General features: G+C 65.2%; 13 protein-coding genes. 5 read left to right on the top strand and 8 right to left on the bottom strand.

The annotated features are described in order from the left end of the window. Window positions 1-75: 75 nt before the first annotated feature. The 7 genes from E2484_RS24520 to wecB form a co-directional block, all read right to left on the bottom strand. Window positions 76-2,061, bottom strand: a complete 1,986-nt coding sequence (locus E2484_RS24520; protein ID WP_137287828.1) for a hypothetical protein — start codon at window positions 2,059-2,061, stop codon at window positions 76-78. Next, window positions 2,061-3,080 carry a glycosyltransferase gene (locus E2484_RS24525; protein WP_137287829.1) on the bottom strand — a complete coding sequence of 340 codons (1,020 nt, stop codon included), beginning with the start codon at window positions 3,078-3,080 and terminating at the stop codon, window positions 2,061-2,063. The genes E2484_RS24520 and E2484_RS24525 overlap by 1 nt, the downstream gene beginning before the upstream one ends. Next, the gene (locus tag E2484_RS24530) at window positions 3,077-4,096 is read right to left on the bottom strand and encodes a glycosyltransferase family 2 protein (protein WP_137287830.1); all 1,020 of its coding nucleotides are present in this window, start codon (window positions 4,094-4,096) and stop codon (window positions 3,077-3,079) included. Before E2484_RS24530 ends, E2484_RS24525 begins: the two co-directional genes overlap by 4 nt. A gap of 1 nt (window position 4,097) precedes the next feature. After that, window positions 4,098-5,441, bottom strand: coding sequence for a nucleotide sugar dehydrogenase (locus tag E2484_RS24535; RefSeq protein WP_137287831.1), 1,344 nt, complete (start codon window positions 5,439-5,441; stop codon window positions 4,098-4,100). Window positions 5,442-5,550: 109 nt separating this feature from the next. After that, the gene (locus E2484_RS24540) at window positions 5,551-6,600 is read right to left on the bottom strand and encodes a DUF354 domain-containing protein (RefSeq protein WP_137287832.1); all 1,050 of its coding nucleotides are present in this window, start codon (window positions 6,598-6,600) and stop codon (window positions 5,551-5,553) included. Then, complete coding sequence (locus E2484_RS24545; protein WP_137287833.1) at window positions 6,597-7,847, bottom strand: nucleotide sugar dehydrogenase; 1,251 nt, start codon at window positions 7,845-7,847, stop codon at window positions 6,597-6,599. The genes E2484_RS24540 and E2484_RS24545 overlap by 4 nt, the downstream gene beginning before the upstream one ends. Next, window positions 7,844-8,944, bottom strand: a complete 1,101-nt coding sequence (wecB, locus tag E2484_RS24550) for a non-hydrolyzing UDP-N-acetylglucosamine 2-epimerase (RefSeq protein WP_137287834.1) — start codon at window positions 8,942-8,944, stop codon at window positions 7,844-7,846. Before wecB ends, E2484_RS24545 begins: the two co-directional genes overlap by 4 nt. A gap of 370 nt (window positions 8,945-9,314) precedes the next feature. On the opposite strand from wecB, the gene E2484_RS24555 reads away from it, so the two are divergent. Then, the gene (locus E2484_RS24555; RefSeq protein WP_137287835.1) at window positions 9,315-10,400 is read left to right on the top strand and encodes a DUF7343 domain-containing protein; all 1,086 of its coding nucleotides are present in this window, start codon (window positions 9,315-9,317) and stop codon (window positions 10,398-10,400) included. 74 nt (window positions 10,401-10,474) lie between these two features. Further along, window positions 10,475-11,368 carry a CPBP family intramembrane glutamic endopeptidase gene (locus E2484_RS24560; RefSeq protein ID WP_137287836.1) on the top strand — a complete coding sequence of 298 codons (894 nt, stop codon included), beginning with the start codon at window positions 10,475-10,477 and terminating at the stop codon, window positions 11,366-11,368. Here E2484_RS24560 and E2484_RS24565 read toward each other — a convergent pair. After that, a complete protein-coding gene (locus E2484_RS24565) occupies window positions 11,345-12,229 on the bottom strand; it encodes a DsbA family protein (protein WP_137287837.1) in 885 nt (294 codons plus the stop codon). The genes E2484_RS24560 and E2484_RS24565 overlap by 24 nt on opposite strands. Before the next feature lie 551 nt (window positions 12,230-12,780). Here E2484_RS24565 and glmS point away from each other — a divergent pair. From glmS to E2484_RS24580, 3 genes are all read left to right on the top strand, one after another. Then, window positions 12,781-14,586: a glutamine--fructose-6-phosphate transaminase (isomerizing) gene (gene glmS, locus E2484_RS24570; protein ID WP_137287838.1), complete on the top strand. Its 1,806-nt coding sequence runs from the start codon at window positions 12,781-12,783 to the stop codon at window positions 14,584-14,586. 7 nt (window positions 14,587-14,593) lie between these two features. Next, complete coding sequence (locus E2484_RS24575; RefSeq protein ID WP_137287839.1) at window positions 14,594-16,297, top strand: asparagine synthetase B family protein; 1,704 nt, start codon at window positions 14,594-14,596, stop codon at window positions 16,295-16,297. A 165-nt stretch (window positions 16,298-16,462) separates the two neighbouring features. Further along, a partial coding sequence (locus E2484_RS24580; RefSeq protein ID WP_321113161.1) for a hypothetical protein occupies window positions 16,463-16,695 on the top strand: 233 nt, incomplete at its 3' end.

Consider the following 16,695-nt stretch of genomic DNA (forward strand, 5'->3'; position numbering starts at 1 on the left):
GCGGACACCGGAGCCTGCGTCCCCGGCTATCCACCACTTAAACCACTTCGAGAAGCGGGAAAAGAAAACCCGACCTCAGGGTGACGAACACATCGCCACGTCACCGTTCGCGTACACCTCGCCCATCGTCGGACGGCAGAGTCGCGACTGCGGGATGTTCCGAATCTTGCCCTCTCCGTCCTGAGAAGTCCGGAAGAACGACGCGCCGTCCTTCTGGTAGTCCCGATAGACGACGATGTCGTGGTCTACCGGCCGACTGTCGTTCACGATTCCCGGATTGGCCGGGTACGACCTCGTTCTGGTGAAGACGGTCTGATACGGGTGGTCGGTGTAGAGGATCTGACGTCTGGTCAGTTGCTCGCGGTCGGGCGACCCCGTCATCTCGCCGACGGTGTCGACTGCCGCGAGTTCTTGCTCGGTGTAGCTCAGTCGTTCGCGCTCGCCCGAGAACACGGGGTCGTCTACCGTCCCGTTGCTCGACATCACCATCACGCTCGGGAACACGAGCGCGAGCACGACGATGAGCGCGACGAACACCCGCGAGTCGAGACTGCGAGAGAGGTATCCCAGGCCGATGACGCCGAGTATCGCCATCGGAGCGTACATGAACGCGATCCACCGCTGGGGCACGAAGTTGTCGATGCCGAACATCGGCAGGCCGAGGACGAACACCATCATGATGGCGGTCGCCACGAGCAGGGTGAACGTCGCTTGCGAGGCCCGCTTGCGGTGGACGACGTAGAGACACCCGACGAAGGTCAGGAACATGAACAGCAGGAATCCGGTCGTGTCCATGTAGAGCGCGACCTGTTCTACGAGCGTCGGCGCGGCGGCACTCGCACCGCCGCCGCCACTCGACGCGCTACTGGCTCCGCCGACCAGATTCAGGAATCCGGCGCTCGACGTGAGCGTCTCCATCAGGTAGCTCAGGACCAGCGAGAGGAACGGCTGGTCGGCCCCCGCGTACGGCGTGAACGACCACATGAACAGGGTGAACCCCACGTCGAACACCAACAGCCCCGCGATAGGGACGGTCTTCTCGCCGTCGAACGGGTTGAAGACGCTCGCCGACCCGGCGAACGGGCCGTACTCCACGAGCAGTCTGGCGACCAGCGTCGACCCTAACAGCACGAGCATGATGAACGTCGACACCTGATGAGTGAGGATGAGCGCCACCGACACGAGTAGCAGGAGGACGAAGTCCCGTAGCCGGTGTTCGACTCGCATCAGGCGTATCACCATGTAGGCGATGGCGAGGAACAGGAGCAGTCCCTGACTCGTCGGGATGACGTGAATCCCCCACTCGATGGGGTAGTCGGCGACGCCGTACAGCGCGGCCGCGAGGACCGCCCAGCGCTCGGCCACGAGCAGGTTCGCCGTCGCGTAGACGAACAGCACCGTCAGCGGCATCACCAGTCCGAGCGAGAGGTGGAGCGCGGTCCGGAGCGACACGTCCATCAGCAGGGCGTTGGCCACTACCGAGAGGTGGTAGAACGGCGCGGCGTAGTGCTTGTTGTCGTTTATCGCCTCCAGCGTCCCTTCCGTCATGATGGCGTCGGCCAGTCTGGGGACGTGGGTCCAGATGTCGATGCCGATGAACCCGGGATTCACGTACAACCCCGGAAGCCGGATGGCGGCCGCGAGGACCACGATCTGAGCGAGGAGCCAGCCTCGATTGTAGTCCTCTTCTCGGACGAACACTACTTGTCCGACGACGAGCGTCCCGAGGACGCCTGCGAGGTCGTAGAACAGTAGCGTTCGCTCGCCCGACCAGACAGCGACGACGACCAGCGCCGCCGCTCCGAGGAAGACCACGCTCGGGAGGACCGCCGAGACGCGGGTCGGAAGCCGAGGTAGCGCGTGGTCGTCGCTCGTCTCGGTGTGCGTCCCGAGCAGGTAGAGCAGGCACGCCACCCCGAGGACGATGGGTATCGTCTCGATGTATATCTGCGAGGCGAAAAAGCGGAGCGGGAACAGCACGGCCGCGATGACGACGCCGAGCGCGGCCGCCGTGCTGTCGATGCGAACGTCGCCGAGCAGGCCGCTGAATCGAGTGGACATTAGCTGACGCCTCCTCGGTCGGTCTGATCGGAAACGAGACTGCTCTGCCTCGAAACGTTACCGCTCTGGCCCGGTTTCTCGTCGCTCGGCGTACTGTGCCGGTCGTCCAGAACGCGCTCGTACACCGCCCGGAGTCGCCGCCCGGTGGCTTCGAGGTGCCACTCCGGCGGTAGCTCCGGTCGGCTCTGTGGCGAATCACCCGACCCGGTCGACGAGTCCGCGAGTACGCGGTCGAGTTCGGTCGTCAACTCGTCGGTCGTCTCGCAGACCGCGGCCCCCGGCACGTCGTCGACGAAGCCCACGTCGGTCGAGACGACAGGGAGGCCGCAGGCGGCCGCCTCCTTGGCGACCATCGGCCCGCTCTCGCGCCGGGAGGTGACGAGCAGGGCGTCGCTGGCGTTCAGGTAGTAGGGCATCTCGTCGTGTGGGACCCCGGTGACGGTCCGGAGGTCGGCGTCTGCGTCGGCCTGCTCGACCACCTGCTCGGCCCGCGGGTAGTCCTTCTCGGGTCGCTCGGAGGCGTACGGAAAGAGAACGACGTTCTCGTCGTCGTCCCAGCCGACTCGCTCGCGGGCAGATTCCTGCGGAATCGGCCGGAACAGGTCGGTGTCGATGCCGAACGGGACGAGGGTGTAGGGTCTGCCGAGCGTCTCGGCCATCCGCCGACTCGGAAGCACCGTCGCGTCGGCGACTCCGGCGGAGAACCGACTCAACTGGCGAATCCACTCGCGCTCGCCCATCAGGTCGGTCCCCCAGAGCGTGAGCACGACCGGCCGCCGGGGAAGCGCCAGCGCGAACGGCGCGGTCAGGCCGTAGTTGGCGTGGACGAGGTCGTGGTCGTCTAACGCCGCCACGACCTCGGGGTAAAAGCGGGCGTACTCGACGGCCGTCCGGGGTTCGTCCGGATGATGGGACCCCGGTACTTCGCAGACCGTGGACTCGACGTCCGCGGCTTCGAGCGCGGCCACCTGCTCGTCGAAGAAGGGTCGCCGTTCGGTGACGAGTTGGAGGACTTTCACTCCGCTCGCACCTCCCGGTCCCGGTTGGCCTGCATGTCGAGTGTCATGGCGGCCAACAGGGTGAGACAGCCGACGGGGAGCAGTACTGCGGTCGCGATGCTCGACGCTCCCACGCCGCCTGCGTTCCCCGTACCTCCGACGACGCCCGTCAGTACCGCGGCCAGCCCCGCCATCGCGCCTACCCCGAGCGAGACGGCCCCGAAGAGGTAGAACAGCGCCAGCGGGTGGAAGTCCCGAACCAGATACTTCGTGTGGAGTCGCCAGAGGAACCCCTTGAGCAGGAGTACCGACAGCTTTGGGACGAACGACGAGTACTCGATACTGCTGGTCTCGTCGCCGTACACCGCGGGCATCGGCACGTCCGCGACCGTGAACCCGTAGGCGTTGAGTTTGACGAGTACGTCGTTACAGAATCCGTAATCGTGATAGAAGTTCCCGGTTCCGAGGGTTTCGAGCGCCTCCCGCGAGATGGCGGTGTAGCCGTTCTGGGGGTCCATAGTCTTCCAGTAGCCGCTTGCGACCTTCGTGAGGAAGGTCAGAATCCAGTTACCGAATAGCCGCCACGAGGTCATCCCCTGGCGGAACTCCTGCTGGAGCAGTCGATTGCCCTTCGCGTAGTCGGCCTGCCCCGAAACCACGGGGTCGAGGAGTCGCGGGAGTTCGTCGGGGTCCATCTGGGCGTCCCCGTTCATGACCGCGATTACGTCCACGCCGTCGTCCAGCGCCCGGCGATATCCTGTCGTTATCGCGCCGCCCACGCCGCGGTTCTCCTCGTGACGTATCGGCACGACGCGGTTTCTGACGGCGACCCCGCCGTCGGCTTTCGCGGGTTCCTTGACGACCCCGTTTACTCGCTCTGCGGCTCGCTGAACGTGTTCCCACGTGTCGTCGGTCGAACAGTCGTCTACGACGTAGATTCGGTCCACGAACTCGGGCATCGTCTGTACGACGGTGGCGACGAGTCCGGACTCGTTGTACGCCGGGACGACCACTCCGACTCGCTTGTCCCGGTACATCTCACAGCCTCCGGTAGATGAATCCGTGGTCGGTCGCGGTTTCGGCGTCGAACACGCCGTTCACGTCCATCAGCACGGGGTCGTCGGCCGCGGCGTCGGAGACCGCCGCGAGGTCGAGTTGCTCGAACGAGTCGTGGGCGGTCGCCAGCAGGACGCAGTCCGCGCCCTCGAACGACAGCGAATCTCGGATGTCGATGTCGAAGTGATCGCGCATCTCGTCGTCGTCGGCGTGGGGGTCGTGGCCCGAGACGTCGATGTCGTACTCGCGGAGGATGTCGATGACGCCCTGCACTTCCGAGGTGCGGATGTCGGCGACGTTCGGCTTGTAGGACAGTCCGAGTATCAGGACTTCGCTCTCGCTGAGAACCTTCCCCGCGTCGTTCAACGCCTTCAGCGTAATCTCTCCGACGTGCTTCGGCATGTACTCGTTTATCTCTCGGCCCTTCAGGGTGAGTTTGGGCGTGTATCCCTGCATCTCCGACCCGTAGGCGAAGTAGAAGGGGTCGACCGGGATGCAGTGACCGCCGACGAGACCCGGCGAGTAGTCGTGAAAGTTCCACTTGGTTCGGGCCGCGTCGAGGACTTCCCGGGTGTCGAGGCCCATCTGATGGAACACTATCGAGAGTTCGTTGACCAGTGCGATGTTGATGTCTCGCTGGACGTTCTCGATGCACTTGGTGGCCTCCGCGGCCTCTATCGAACTCACTCGGTGGACTCCCGCGCCGACCACCGACTCGTAGAGATCCGCGACGTCCTCGCGGACCTCGGGGTCGTCGGCCCCGACGACTTTGACGACCTCTCGGAGACCGTGGTCGTCGTCGCCGGGCGAGGTTCGCTCGGGGGAGTACGCGACGTGGAAGTCCTCGCTGACCGAAAGGTCGGAGGTCGATTCGAGCGCCGGGACCAGCACGTCCCGGGTCGCACCCGGGTACACCGTCGATTCGAGGACGACCGTTGCGCCGGGCGTTATCCACTTGCCGACGGTGCGGCCTGCCTTCTCGACGTACTCGAAGTTGGGGTTCTGAAACTCGTCTACGGGGGTCGGCACCGTGATACAGACGTATTCGGCGTCGGCGATGGCAGCGGGGTCGGCGGTGAACTGCACGTCGCTCTCTTCGATGGCGGCGTCACCCACCTCGTCGGTCACGTCGATGCCGCGCTTCAGGCGGTCGATTCGCTCTTCGTCGATGTCGTATCCGAGCACCCGCTGTCCCGCGTGGTCGAACTCGACCGCCAGTGGGAGGCCGACGTAGCCGAGACCCACGAGACAGACGGGTACGGACTTCGGCGTCGTCTGCTGCTCGATAGCTGAAGTCCGGTCGGTGTTCTCGTTGTACGAACTCATGATAGTGTGTCGGAGGTGAAACGGTCTTCGTCGTTGTTCGTCACGCAGTGAATCGGTATTATTATAGGGCGGATAAGACGCCGAACGCGCCCGAACTCGGTGAATTCGGTCATTTCGCGGCGTGTTCGACGAGTTGGTCTGTCAGCGAGACGACTTCGTCCCGAACTCGCTGGGACCGCGACCGGTCGAGTCGGGCGTCGTCGGCGTCGAGCCCGGCGACGTAGTCCACGATGCGTTCGGGGTCCCGGGAGTGGAGGATGCGTCCCTCGTCGACCATCTGCTGGTCGACCGAGAGCAGGGTGTTCGGGAAGAACGACACGGCCGGCTTCCCCATGCAGGCGGCCTCGCGGGCCATCGTCCCCGACCCTGTGAGGACGCACCGGGAGTGGGCGGCCAACTGGAGACCGTCGTACGCACTCGTCGGGACGTGAACCCGCTCCGGGTCGAAGCCCTCGGCGTACTTCCGGTCGCCGCGGCCCCGCGGGAGGTAGACGACGTTGTACCCGGCGTCGGTCACGCCGTCGAGAATCGCGGGGACGAGCGACTCGGCTTCGTCGACGTAGGCGGCGTCTAACGCCTCGGGCCGGACGACGACGTACTGCTCGAACGGGAGTCGGTCGGTGAACGACGCGTCCGGGTCGAAGTCGGCGACGTAGATGTCCTCCTTGTAGCCGGAGTAGGTGAACACGGAGTCGAGGTCGGCACCGTGCTTTTCGAGTTCCGCGGTCTCGAAGGCGTCCGGGACCACGGTGTAGGTCGCGCGGGCTTCGAGCCAGTTGTACAACTCCTCGGCCCACAACCCGTCCACGTAGGCGGTGATGTCGTTGTCGGTGAAGTGGATGGAGGGCATCCCGCGGGCCTTCGAGGCGAGGACGCACATGGCGTTGCGCGACGACAGCGACACGTCGGCGGCCGGGGGCCGGGCCGCGAGCTGGGCGGTCCGGAGCGGGATACCCAACTTTCGGAGGGTCGGGTCGTCGAAGTCCCGACCCCGAACCTCGAAGTCGAAGCCGACTTCGTCGGCCAGCGAGACGGTCTCGGTCTTCTCGCGCACGGTGGTCTTCACTCGGAGGTCGGGCAGCGACGAGAGCAACCCCTCGAACAGGAACGGATGGGACGGACTCACGAGGTCCACCCACGCAGTCGTACTCCGGGTCATAGCGTCTCGACCGCCGCCCCTACTTTGTGCCAACGTTGCTTGTCGAGGACGTCACAGGCGTCCACGACGACGTCGTCGGCCATCCGGTTCGCCACCATGCCAGCGCCGAGCGACCCGTACTCGTCGTGGGCCGCGGTCACGACGATGGCGTCGGCGTTCCGGGTCGCGCCCACGAGCGATTCGAGTCGGAGCGTCGAGTCGGTGACGTGCGGGTCCTGAATCGCCACTTCGGCGTCGCGCGACTGGAGTTCGTCGGCGAGCGCGAGGCCCGGGCTTCCCCGGGTGTCGTCCACGTTGCCCTTGTAAGCCACGCCGAGGATCGCGATTCGCCGGTCGTCGAGCGACCCGAGGCTCTCGGCCAACTTGTCGGCGACGTAGCCCGGCATCCCGTCGTTGACGGCCCGAGCGCGCTCCACGAGGTCGAGTCGGTCCGAATCGTGACCGAGGAACCACGGGTCCACGGGGAGGCAGTGGCCCCCGACGCCGGGACCCGGACTGAGGAGGTCGACTCGCGGGTGGCGGTTGGCGGCTTCGATGGCCGCCCGGGAGTCGACTCCGTAATCGTCGGCCACTTTCGCCACCTCGTTGGCGAGCGCGACGTTCACGTCCCGGTGGGTGTTCTGGACCAGTTTCACGAACTCGGCGGTCGTCGGGTCGGGCGCGATGGCGACTTCGCCCTCCACGACGGTCTCGTAGAGACGCTGGGCCGACTCGGCCGACAGATCGTCCACGCCGCCGACGATTCGGTCGTTCTCTCGGAGTTCGGCGAGCATCTGGCCGGGTAACACCGTCTCCGGGCAGTGAGCCAGCGAGAAGTCGTCGCCGGCGTCGAGACCGGACGCGGCTTCGAGGGTTTCGAGGAACGGGCCGGTCGTCGTCCCCGGCGGCACCGTCGATTCGAGGATGACGCCGTCTCCGGGCCGGAGACGCTCGCCGATGCCCTCTGCCGCGGCCCGGACGTATCGCAGGTCCGCTTCCCGGGCCGACTGGTCGAAGGGAGTCGGCACGCAGACGAGGTGGTAGTCGGCGGCCGGAACCTCGTCGGCGACGTCGAGCGACCCGTCGGCGCGAACGTCTCCGACGAGGTCGGCCAGTTCCGGTTCTTCGATGTGGGAGTCACCGCTTCGGACCGTCTCGCGGACGGCCGCGTCGGTGTCGTAGCCGACGACCTCGTTGTCGGCGTCGGCCAGCACCGCGGCGGTCGGGAGACCGATGTAACCGAGACCGTGGACGCAGACGGTGGTCATTGAACGACCTCCCTGGTAGCGACCGCGGCGGACGTGTCGAGGATTCGGCTCGCGGCGTCGCCGTCGCCGAAGGGGTTGTCCCATCCGGTGTCGGCCTTGACCATGTCGCGGGACGCGTCGAGGATGCGGGTCGGCGTCACGCCACCGAGTCGGTTGGCCCCGGCGGCTATCGTCTCGGGGCGTTCGGTGTTCTTCCGGAGGGTGACGCAGGGCACGCCGAGCACGCAGGCCTCCTCTTGGACGCCGCCGGAGTCGGTCAGAATCAGTCCGGCGTCGCTTTCGAGGCGCAGGAACTCCAGATAGTCGAGCGGTTCCACGACGCGAATCGAGTCGGGCACCGTCAGGTCAGACAGTACTTTCCGTGCGCGCGGGTGAACCGGATATATCATCTCCATGTCGAACTCCCGGGCCACCCTGTCGATGCCGGTCAGCACGTCGGCGAATCGCTCGCGGTCGTCCACGTTCTCGGCTCGGTGGACGGTGACGAGACCGTACTCGCCGGGCGTTACCTCGTAGTCGTCGAGGGCGGTACTCTGGTCGGCCGCGAGGGTTCGGTGGCGCTGAAGCGCGTCTACGACCGTGTTCCCCGTGACCGAGATGCGGTCGCTGGGGATACCCTCGGCCCGCAGGTTCTCGGCCGCGGCGGGGGTCGGCGCGAACAGTCGGTCCGCGGTGTGGTCACAGATGATTCGGTTTATCTCCTCGGGCATCCCGCGGTCGTCGCTCCGGAGTCCGGCCTCGACGTGGCCGAGTTCGGCGTCGAGTTTGCTCGCCGCGATGGTCCCGGCCAGCGTGGTGTTGGTGTCGCCCTGCACGAGTACCGTCTCCGGTTCGGCGTCGAGCAGGATCTCTTCGACGCCCGCTATCATGTTCCCGGTCTGCTGGCCGTGGGTTTCCGACCCGACGCCCAGCGTGTGGTCTGGCGCGGGAAGCCCCAACTTGTCGAAGAACACCTCCGTTAGCTGTGGGGAGTAATGCTGTCCGGTGTGGACGACGGTGTGTGGCACGTCGCGCTCCCGGCACTCGCGGATTATCGGCGCGAGCTTGACTATCTCAGGTCTCGTACCAAGTACGATGGCGAGTTGTGACGAGTTCATACGTAAATCGAATGTCCGTAGGCCGCGTACGGATGCGACCGTACACGCTCGTCTCTCGGAAGCCCCGGGAGGGCCTTTATTATCGGGCGGGTAAGGCGAGCTCGCGTGATTTCTCGGCGGTTCGGTTCGCGTTGGACCGGACTCGTCGGCGATTCGCCGCAGATACGTCGGACAGTTGTCAAGAAATCGTCGCTCGAAGCCGAAGCCGACTTTCCACCGAGTTTGTGGCTTAGCCCCTCTATAGTATTACCAAATTAGGTCCGAATGTAGAGAGAATGAGCGCGGACACGCACTGTTTTAGCCGATTGGCACTGCGCCGCGGACAGTTGCGGCCGTTCCGGCGTGAGACGGACACGCGGGACGACGAACGATGGATAGCGAGATGACCGGGCGGTCGACCGTCGTCGCGGGACTTCTCGCGTGCGCCCTCGTGGTCGCGCTCGTCGCTCCCGTAGCCACGACGGCACAGACCGACGTTGTGGCCGAACAGACCAGCGTTACGACGACACAGACCGACGTTCTGGTTCAAGACGTGTCGATATCGGGCGACGCGGTCGCCACGCGGAACGACGGGACCGTCTACCTCTGGCCGTCTCGTTCCTACACGCTGACCGCGACCGTCGACAAGATTGCGACCGCGGCCGAGTACCGAATCTGCGCCCTGACAGACGCCGTCGAGTTGAACTGTACGACGACGACGCTTCGCCCGGTCACCGCCGAGGTCGAACTCCAGGTTTCGGAGTCGGTCGCTCTCGGCGCGCAGAACGTCACCGTCACCATGGAGCGAGTGGGCACGAACGAGACGCTCGTAGCGGGCCAACTCGCCCGAATCCACGTCCTCCGGCCGACCGGCGACACCGACGACGACGGTCTCCAGAACCGGGACGAGCGAGCGGTCGGCACGAATCCCGCACTCGCCGACACCGACGGCGACTTTCTCGACGACGGCACCGAGGTCGCCCTCGGAACCGACCCGCTGAACCGCGGGACGGCGTTCGTGTTCGGCGCGGTCGCGATGCTCGTCGCCGCGGTCGTGGCGGGTCTGCTCTTCCGGTACGGGCCACGGATCGTCGCACCGCTCCGAGAGTCGGCGGGTCGCTCCTCTTCGTCACCGACGAGCGAATCGAGTTCGGCCGTCGAGCGCACGCCTCGCTCGACTCCCGACGAACGCAGTCCCGACTCCGGTTCCACGCTCGATTCGGAGTCGGACTCGTCGCCGCCATTCTCCGACGAGGAACGGGTTATCCAGTTGCTAGAAGAAGAGGACGGACAGCTTCGACAGAGCGAAATCGTCTCTCGGACGCCGTGGTCGAAGTCGAAGGTGAGTCGGCTTCTGGCTCGGATGGACGAACAGCAACAGGTCGTGAAGATAAACGCCGGGCGACAGAACGTCATCGTCCTCCCGGGCGAGGAGCCAGCGAAGTTGGAGTCGCTCCGCGGCGGCGACGAGAGGTGAGGAGGGGTTTCTCGGGGCATCGACGGGCGAACCGACACAGTAATTGACACTGATTCTGAATTTGTCGATCGGTTATGTCACGGACCTTCGGTTCCGGGAACGAATCTACCGCGGACTGGCCCCCGAAGTTCCACCACGGAATCGGGCCAGCAGTCGCGCTCGTCCTCGCCTTCGCGCTCCTGTTGGTGCTCTCGAATAGCTTGCGCGCTCGATTGCTCGGCTTCGACACCGGTGGCGTTTCTACCCCGTTGTTCGGAATCGCGTCGTCGACCGTCCAAATCGGAATCGTACTGTTGGTCCTGCGGTACGAGGGCGTTCGATGCCGTGACGTCGGACTCTCTCCCCGACTCGTCGTCCCAGCAATCGCCGCGGTCGGTGGGTTGGTGGCCGTCCTCCACGTGGTCGTCGTCGGTCTCGCACTTCTCGCCGGAAACGAGGTCTCGGTCGGTCTCTTCGCCTACCAGCGGTCTTCACCGACGACGTATTCCCTCCTCGGACTCGCCGTAAGCAGCGTCAACTACTACCTCTTCGTCGGCCCGGCCGAAGAGTTGGCGTTTCGAGGCTACCTTCAGAACAAACTACTCGTACTCCTCGATGGTCGAAACGACCGTGTTCGCACGGCGCTCGCGGTGACAACGGCGGCAGTCGTCTTCTCGCTGTTACATCTCCCCGTGATACTTGTCGTCGGAGGGTTCGAACTACAGGGTATGGTCGGCGCACTCCTGACGAGCGCGCTCTCGGGAATCGCCTTCGGTATCATCTACGAATCGACGCGTAACCTCTATCTCGTGGCGTTCCTGCACGGAATCGGCGACTGGTCGCCGCTGTTCGTGGACCCCGGTCCGGACGTGTGGCCCAACTGGGTCGTCGTCTCAGTGAGCTACACGCTGCTGGTGCTGTCGTATCGTCAGTGGGCGGTGAGGATGGAGAACTCGAATCGGACCTCAGCCGTCGATGGCCCGGCGTAGCTGGCGTTTGGTCGTCGAGAAGTCCACCGTCGGAGCGGTCACTTCCCCTCCGGCCACGACTCGCGGGACGGTGGAGATACTCAACTCGGTGGCTCGGTCGGTCGTCGCCCGTACTTTCTCGCGGTGTTTGCCGGTCAGCATGGCGTTCTCGAGGGCGTCGGTGTTGCCGACCTTCGTGGTCTCGGCGAACCGGACGAGTCGGTCGGCCGTGGCCCACTCGTACCGCTCGGGTGGCTGGTTGGTGAACACCGACGCGAAGTACTGCCAGTAGCGCTCGGGGGCCGACTGCCAGATTTCGAGGCCAGCGCGCGCGGCCCGCGGGGCGTCCGCGCCGAGGAACGGCTCCCCGTTCAGGTAACTCAGCGACCGGAACTCGACGGCCACGTCGCCGGGTTTCACGAACTTTTCGACCACTTCGCCCATCATCTGGACGACGAACTCCTGGGTGTACGGGCACTTCCAGTTACCGTACAGGGTCGCAGTCACGTCGGCGTCCTCGCGGCCGAGTCGAGCGTAGTCGTACTGGCCGGGGTCGGACGGGACGAGCGACTTCGGAATGCTGACCTTCGGCTTCTCGATGGTGACCCGGCCCAGCGACTCCGACTCGTTGCCCGACCCCGCGTCGCCCGGTTCGGAGACGTTCCCGTCCGAGAGGTTCCCGTCCGAGCTATTTTGCCCGCCAGTCGTCGTCGGCGTGGCGTTTGTCGTCGGCGATGCTTCGGTCGTCTCCGTATCCGGACCGTTGGCGGTCTCTTGGATGACACTCGCACAACCGGCGATCGACGCGAAGAACGCCGACCCGGCCGCGCCGAGTAGTTTTCGTCGGTTAGACACGATTTCGGCGTCGTTCCGAACGACCATTACTATCGACCGGGTAAGCCGACATGGCGGTGTAGAGATGCTCGGACGCTCCCGGAGACGTGGTTACCAGGCCCGGCGAGCGGCCGTCGCGACTGGTGAGCAGGCCATCTAACCTTCGGGCATACATGTATATTTCTATAGGAAATATAAAAAATTGCTAAATGAATAAAAACATTTGTCAGTCTCCCAGCGTAACGCGGAGCCGGCCGGCCCGTACGCGAGTCGACCTATCGACACTCGTGGAGTCGATTTCGAGTGGCGAATCGCGAAAACGGAATCTGCAGTTACGAGGGTCAAACCGTCCGACAGCGGGGAGATGGATACGACACCCGCAAAAATAAGTGCAACTGTTGCAACGAACGAACCGCCCGAGGGCGCCGGTGTCGTTATCCGTACGATAACCTGTTGCTTATCTGCTTTATAGTAAAGGACGAAGCGTCCGACCCGAGTAGTATGGCCCTCACGATTCGCAGTCAATGTCCAGACGCAGCGCCTCCAACGGAGTACGTATCGAGTAACTCGATTGCGACCGGCGGGCGGGTGATCTGAATATGTGTGGAATCATCGCTCGCGTCGGTGCCGACGACGGCGTCGACCGTCTCCTCGGCGGACTCGAACGCCTCGAATACCGCGGCTACGACTCGGCGGGCATCGCGGTCGAGAACGGCGCAGGTCTCGCGGTCCAGAAGTGCAGTGGTCAGGTGAACGAACTCAAGGAGTCGGTTCACGACAGCCAGATTTACGGCGGTATCGGCATCGGCCACACCCGCTGGAGTACCCACGGCCCGCCGACCGACGACAACGCCCATCCCCACACCGACTCGACCGGGGAGGTCGCCGTCGTCCACAACGGCGTCATCGACAACCACACCGAACTCCGCGAGGAGCTGGAAGCCGAAGGCTACGAGTTCACCAGTGACACCGACACCGAGGTCATCCCGCACCTGTTCGAGCGCCACCTCGAAGACCATCCGCCCGAAGCGGCGTTCCGCGAGGCGGTCCGCGACCTCGACGGGAGCTACGCCATCGCGGCGATGGTCGAGGGCGTCGACGCCGTCTTCGCCGCCAGACGCGGGTCGCCGCTGGTCCTCGGCGTGAGCGACGACGAGTACTTCCTCGCCAGCGACGTGCCCGCGTTCCTCGAACACACCGACGAGGTGGTCTACTTCGAGGACGACGAAGTCGGCGTCATCCAACCCGACGAGGTCGAACTCTCGACGCTCGACGGCCAATCGATCGAGCGGTCGAGCGAAATCGTCTCGTGGGACCCCGAGGAGACCGGCAAGGGCGGATACGACCACTTCATGCGCAAGGAGATCGAGAACCAGCACGTCTCGCTGGCGAATTCGATTCAGGGTCGGGTCGGGGACCGCGAACCCGACTTGGACGAGTTCCCACCGGGGAGCTTCGAAGACATCGACAGCGTCCAGATCGTCGCCTGTGGCACCTCGTTCCACGCGGCCAAGTACGGCGCCCAACTGCTCAACAAGGCTGGCGTCCCGGCCCAAACGTTCAGAGCCAGCGAGTACGACGACTCGGTGCCCGTCGACGACGGGACGCTCGCCATCGCAGTGACCCAGAGCGGCGAGACGGCCGACACGCTCGCGGCGCTCGACCGCGCAAGCGCGGCGGGTGCGCGGACGACCGCGGTCACGAACGTCGTGGGTTCGACCGTCGCTCGGGAGGCCGACGACGCGCTGTTCATCCGGGCCGGACCCGAAATCGGCGTCGCGGCGACCAAGACGTTCTCCTCGCAGGTCGTCACCCTCTCGGTGCTAGCCCACCGTATCTCGGCCGACGTCGCCGGGACAGCCCCGTGGGACGACCCGGCGGCGTTCTACGACGCGCTCGAACGTCTCCCCGACCACGTCGAGAGCGTCCTCGACACCGAGGTTGCCGCCGACGTAGCCGACGACTACCTCGGGAGCGACGCCTTCTTCTTCATCGGCCGGGGACTGGCCTATCCGGTCGCAATCGAAGGCGCGCTCAAGTTCAAGGAGATCACCTACGAACACGCCGAGGGATTCGCGGCGGGCGAACTCAAGCACGGCCCGCTGGCGCTGGTCACGCCGCAAACTCCCGTGTTCACCGTCGTGACCGGAGACGAGGACGACAGTACGGTCATCAACGCAGAGGAGGCCCAGACCCGCGGTGCGCCCATCGTGGCGGTGTCCACCGACGACCACGCCATCACGGACGTGGCCGACGCACACCTCCCGATTCCGGAGACGCACCCGGACCTCGCGGGCCTGCTGGCCAACGTCCAACTCCAACTCCTTTCGTACCACACCGCCGACCGTCTCGGTCGCGCCATCGACAAGCCGCGCAACCTCGCCAAAAGCGTCACCGTCGAGTAGCCGCGAGATGAACAACGAACTCTTCGGCGTCTTCGGCGACATCGACGCGTTCTCTCGGTTTCGGTCGCCCTCGTCGTTCGACTGCGTGGTCGAGGGTGACTCGATTACCGTCGGCGTCCGGGACGTGGGATTCGGGATTCCGGGTCGAACGTCCGTCCACGCTGAGGACGACCGACTGTGCGTCCTCTGGGGCGAGACGTACCTCTCCGAGGCGACCACGACTCCCGCCGAGCGGATGCTCGAACGCGCCGCCGTGGCCGGCCCCGACGTGTTGGCCGACGTGAACGGTTCCTCGCTCGTCGCGGTGGACACCGGCGAGACCGCCTACGTCGCCACCGACCCGGCCCGAACCATAGACTGCTTCTACACCGACGCGTCTGGCGTGCGGGTGTTCGGAACCGACGCCTTCGAGGTCGGACGCACCGTCACCGACCCGACGGTTCGCCGCGATAGCCTGCTGGAGTTCCTCCACCTCGGCGTCGTGCTGGGCGAGAAGACCCTCGTCGACGAACTCCAGCGAACTCCGTTCGACGGTCGACTCCACGCCGACGACACCGCGACGTTCGACCGGTTCGTCTACCAACCGACCGAGTTCGATTACGTCGAACAGCTCGCGGTCCGACTCGAACGCGCTCTCGAACGCCGGATGCACCTCCCCGGCCGGAAGGGCCTGCTGTTGAGTGCGGGCTACGACTCGCGGGCGTTCCTCGCCGGGCCGACCGACGTGGACGACTCCTACACCGTGACCCGCCGAGACGGCCACGAAGCCGAGGTCGCGGCCCGCATCGCCGACCAGTACGACAGCGACCACGCCGCCTTCGAGGCCGACGGCGACTACCTGACCACCGACTTCTCGACGGTCCGGTACACGAACGGTATCCGGGAGTCCATCCACGTCCACCACGCTGCGTACGCCGACCAGATGGACGTGGACACGATGTACCACGGTCTCCTCTTCGACACGTTCCTCCGGGGTCACTTCCTGCCCCGCGACGGCGTCGAGGTACTCGGCCACACGCTCCCCCGGCCGAGGTTGGCGACCGACTTCGACCCCGCACGGCGACTCGTGGCCGACAAGTTCGGCTTCGTTCCGCTGAGCGACCACGCCGGGCCGGAGTTCGAGGTACCGGTCGAGAGCCGCGAGTTCGCCCGCGACGCCGTAGACCGAGAACTCGACCGGACCGCCGACCGGTACGAGTCGCCGCACAACGGCTGTGCGGTCGTCGGCATCGCTAATCAGCCGACGCACTCGTTCCGGACGCATCTGGCGGACCACTTCCTCGAATCGGCCCCCGCGGCCGACGCCGAACTGCTCGACTGGCATCTCCGGACTCCGCCGGAGCACCGCAACACTCGGACGTTCCGCCGGGCGCTGAAGCGATTGGATTCGGATATCTTGCGTCACCGGCCGCCGGACCGACCGCACGACTCGGCGGCACTCAACCAGATCGAGCAGTTCGTCCGGGCGCGCACCCCATTCCTCGACGAGTTCGAGAACGCGTGGCCGGACCGACGCCGCGAGTACGACCGGGCGGAGTTGGACGCCGAACTGTTCCCGGACCAGCCGGAGCTTCACGACCTCCCGGTCCGGTTGAAGCTTCGCATCAACGACGCCCGGACGTGGCTCGGGAGATTGGAACGGGATACTGACCCCGAGGCCACCGAGATTCTCTCCCCACCGAGCGAGCGGTTCCGGCTTCGGTCGGTCTGAAGCGTTTCCCGAGGGGGTAGAGAGAACGGAAAGATAGAGAGTACATTTCGTCTGTTTCTCCTTCCAAAAGGCTGGGTAAGGGTCGAACTTGATAACAGACTCGCCGATATTCACCTAGAGAATAGTGGCTGCTCTACGGTAATCACAATAGTCTACTCCGTCGTGGTGTCTGCTATCGTCGTCGTTTCCGTGGTGGCTGTCTCTGTCGTAGTCGTCGAAGTTTCCGTCTCCGTAGTGGTCGTTTCCGTAGTCGTTTCAGCGGTCGTCGTCTCTGCCGTTGTCTCGGTCTCCGTCGCCGTTTCTGCGGTCGTCTGCGTGGTAGTTTCCGTAGTCGTTTCTGCAGTCGTCGTAGCGGTTTCGGTCGTCGTGTTTTCGGTGGTCGTCTCTTCCGTCGTCGT

This window comes from Halorussus salinisoli, assembly GCA_005239435.1.
Taxonomy (GTDB): Archaea; Halobacteriota; Halobacteria; order Halobacteriales; family Haladaptataceae; genus Halorussus; species Halorussus salinisoli.

Coding starts and splice junctions, on each gene's coding strand:
- E2484_RS24520 (WP_137287828.1), bottom strand. CDS start 2,061: ATGTCCACTCGATTCAGCGGCCTGCTCGGCGACGTTCGCATCGACAGC.
- E2484_RS24555 (WP_137287835.1), top strand. CDS start 9,315: ATGGATAGCGAGATGACCGGGCGGTCGACCGTCGTCGCGGGACTTCTC.
- E2484_RS24530 (WP_137287830.1), bottom strand. CDS start 4,096: ATGTACCGGGACAAGCGAGTCGGAGTGGTCGTCCCGGCGTACAACGAG.
- glmS (WP_137287838.1), top strand. CDS start 12,781: ATGTGTGGAATCATCGCTCGCGTCGGTGCCGACGACGGCGTCGACCGT.
- E2484_RS24535 (WP_137287831.1), bottom strand. CDS start 5,441: ATGAGTTCGTACAACGAGAACACCGACCGGACTTCAGCTATCGAGCAG.
- wecB (WP_137287834.1), bottom strand. CDS start 8,944: ATGAACTCGTCACAACTCGCCATCGTACTTGGTACGAGACCTGAGATA.
- E2484_RS24540 (WP_137287832.1), bottom strand. CDS start 6,600: ATGACCCGGAGTACGACTGCGTGGGTGGACCTCGTGAGTCCGTCCCAT.
- E2484_RS24560 (WP_137287836.1), top strand. CDS start 10,475: ATGTCACGGACCTTCGGTTCCGGGAACGAATCTACCGCGGACTGGCCC.
- E2484_RS24575 (WP_137287839.1), top strand. CDS start 14,594: ATGAACAACGAACTCTTCGGCGTCTTCGGCGACATCGACGCGTTCTCT.
- E2484_RS24565 (WP_137287837.1), bottom strand. CDS start 12,229: ATGGTCGTTCGGAACGACGCCGAAATCGTGTCTAACCGACGAAAACTA.
- E2484_RS24545 (WP_137287833.1), bottom strand. CDS start 7,847: ATGACCACCGTCTGCGTCCACGGTCTCGGTTACATCGGTCTCCCGACC.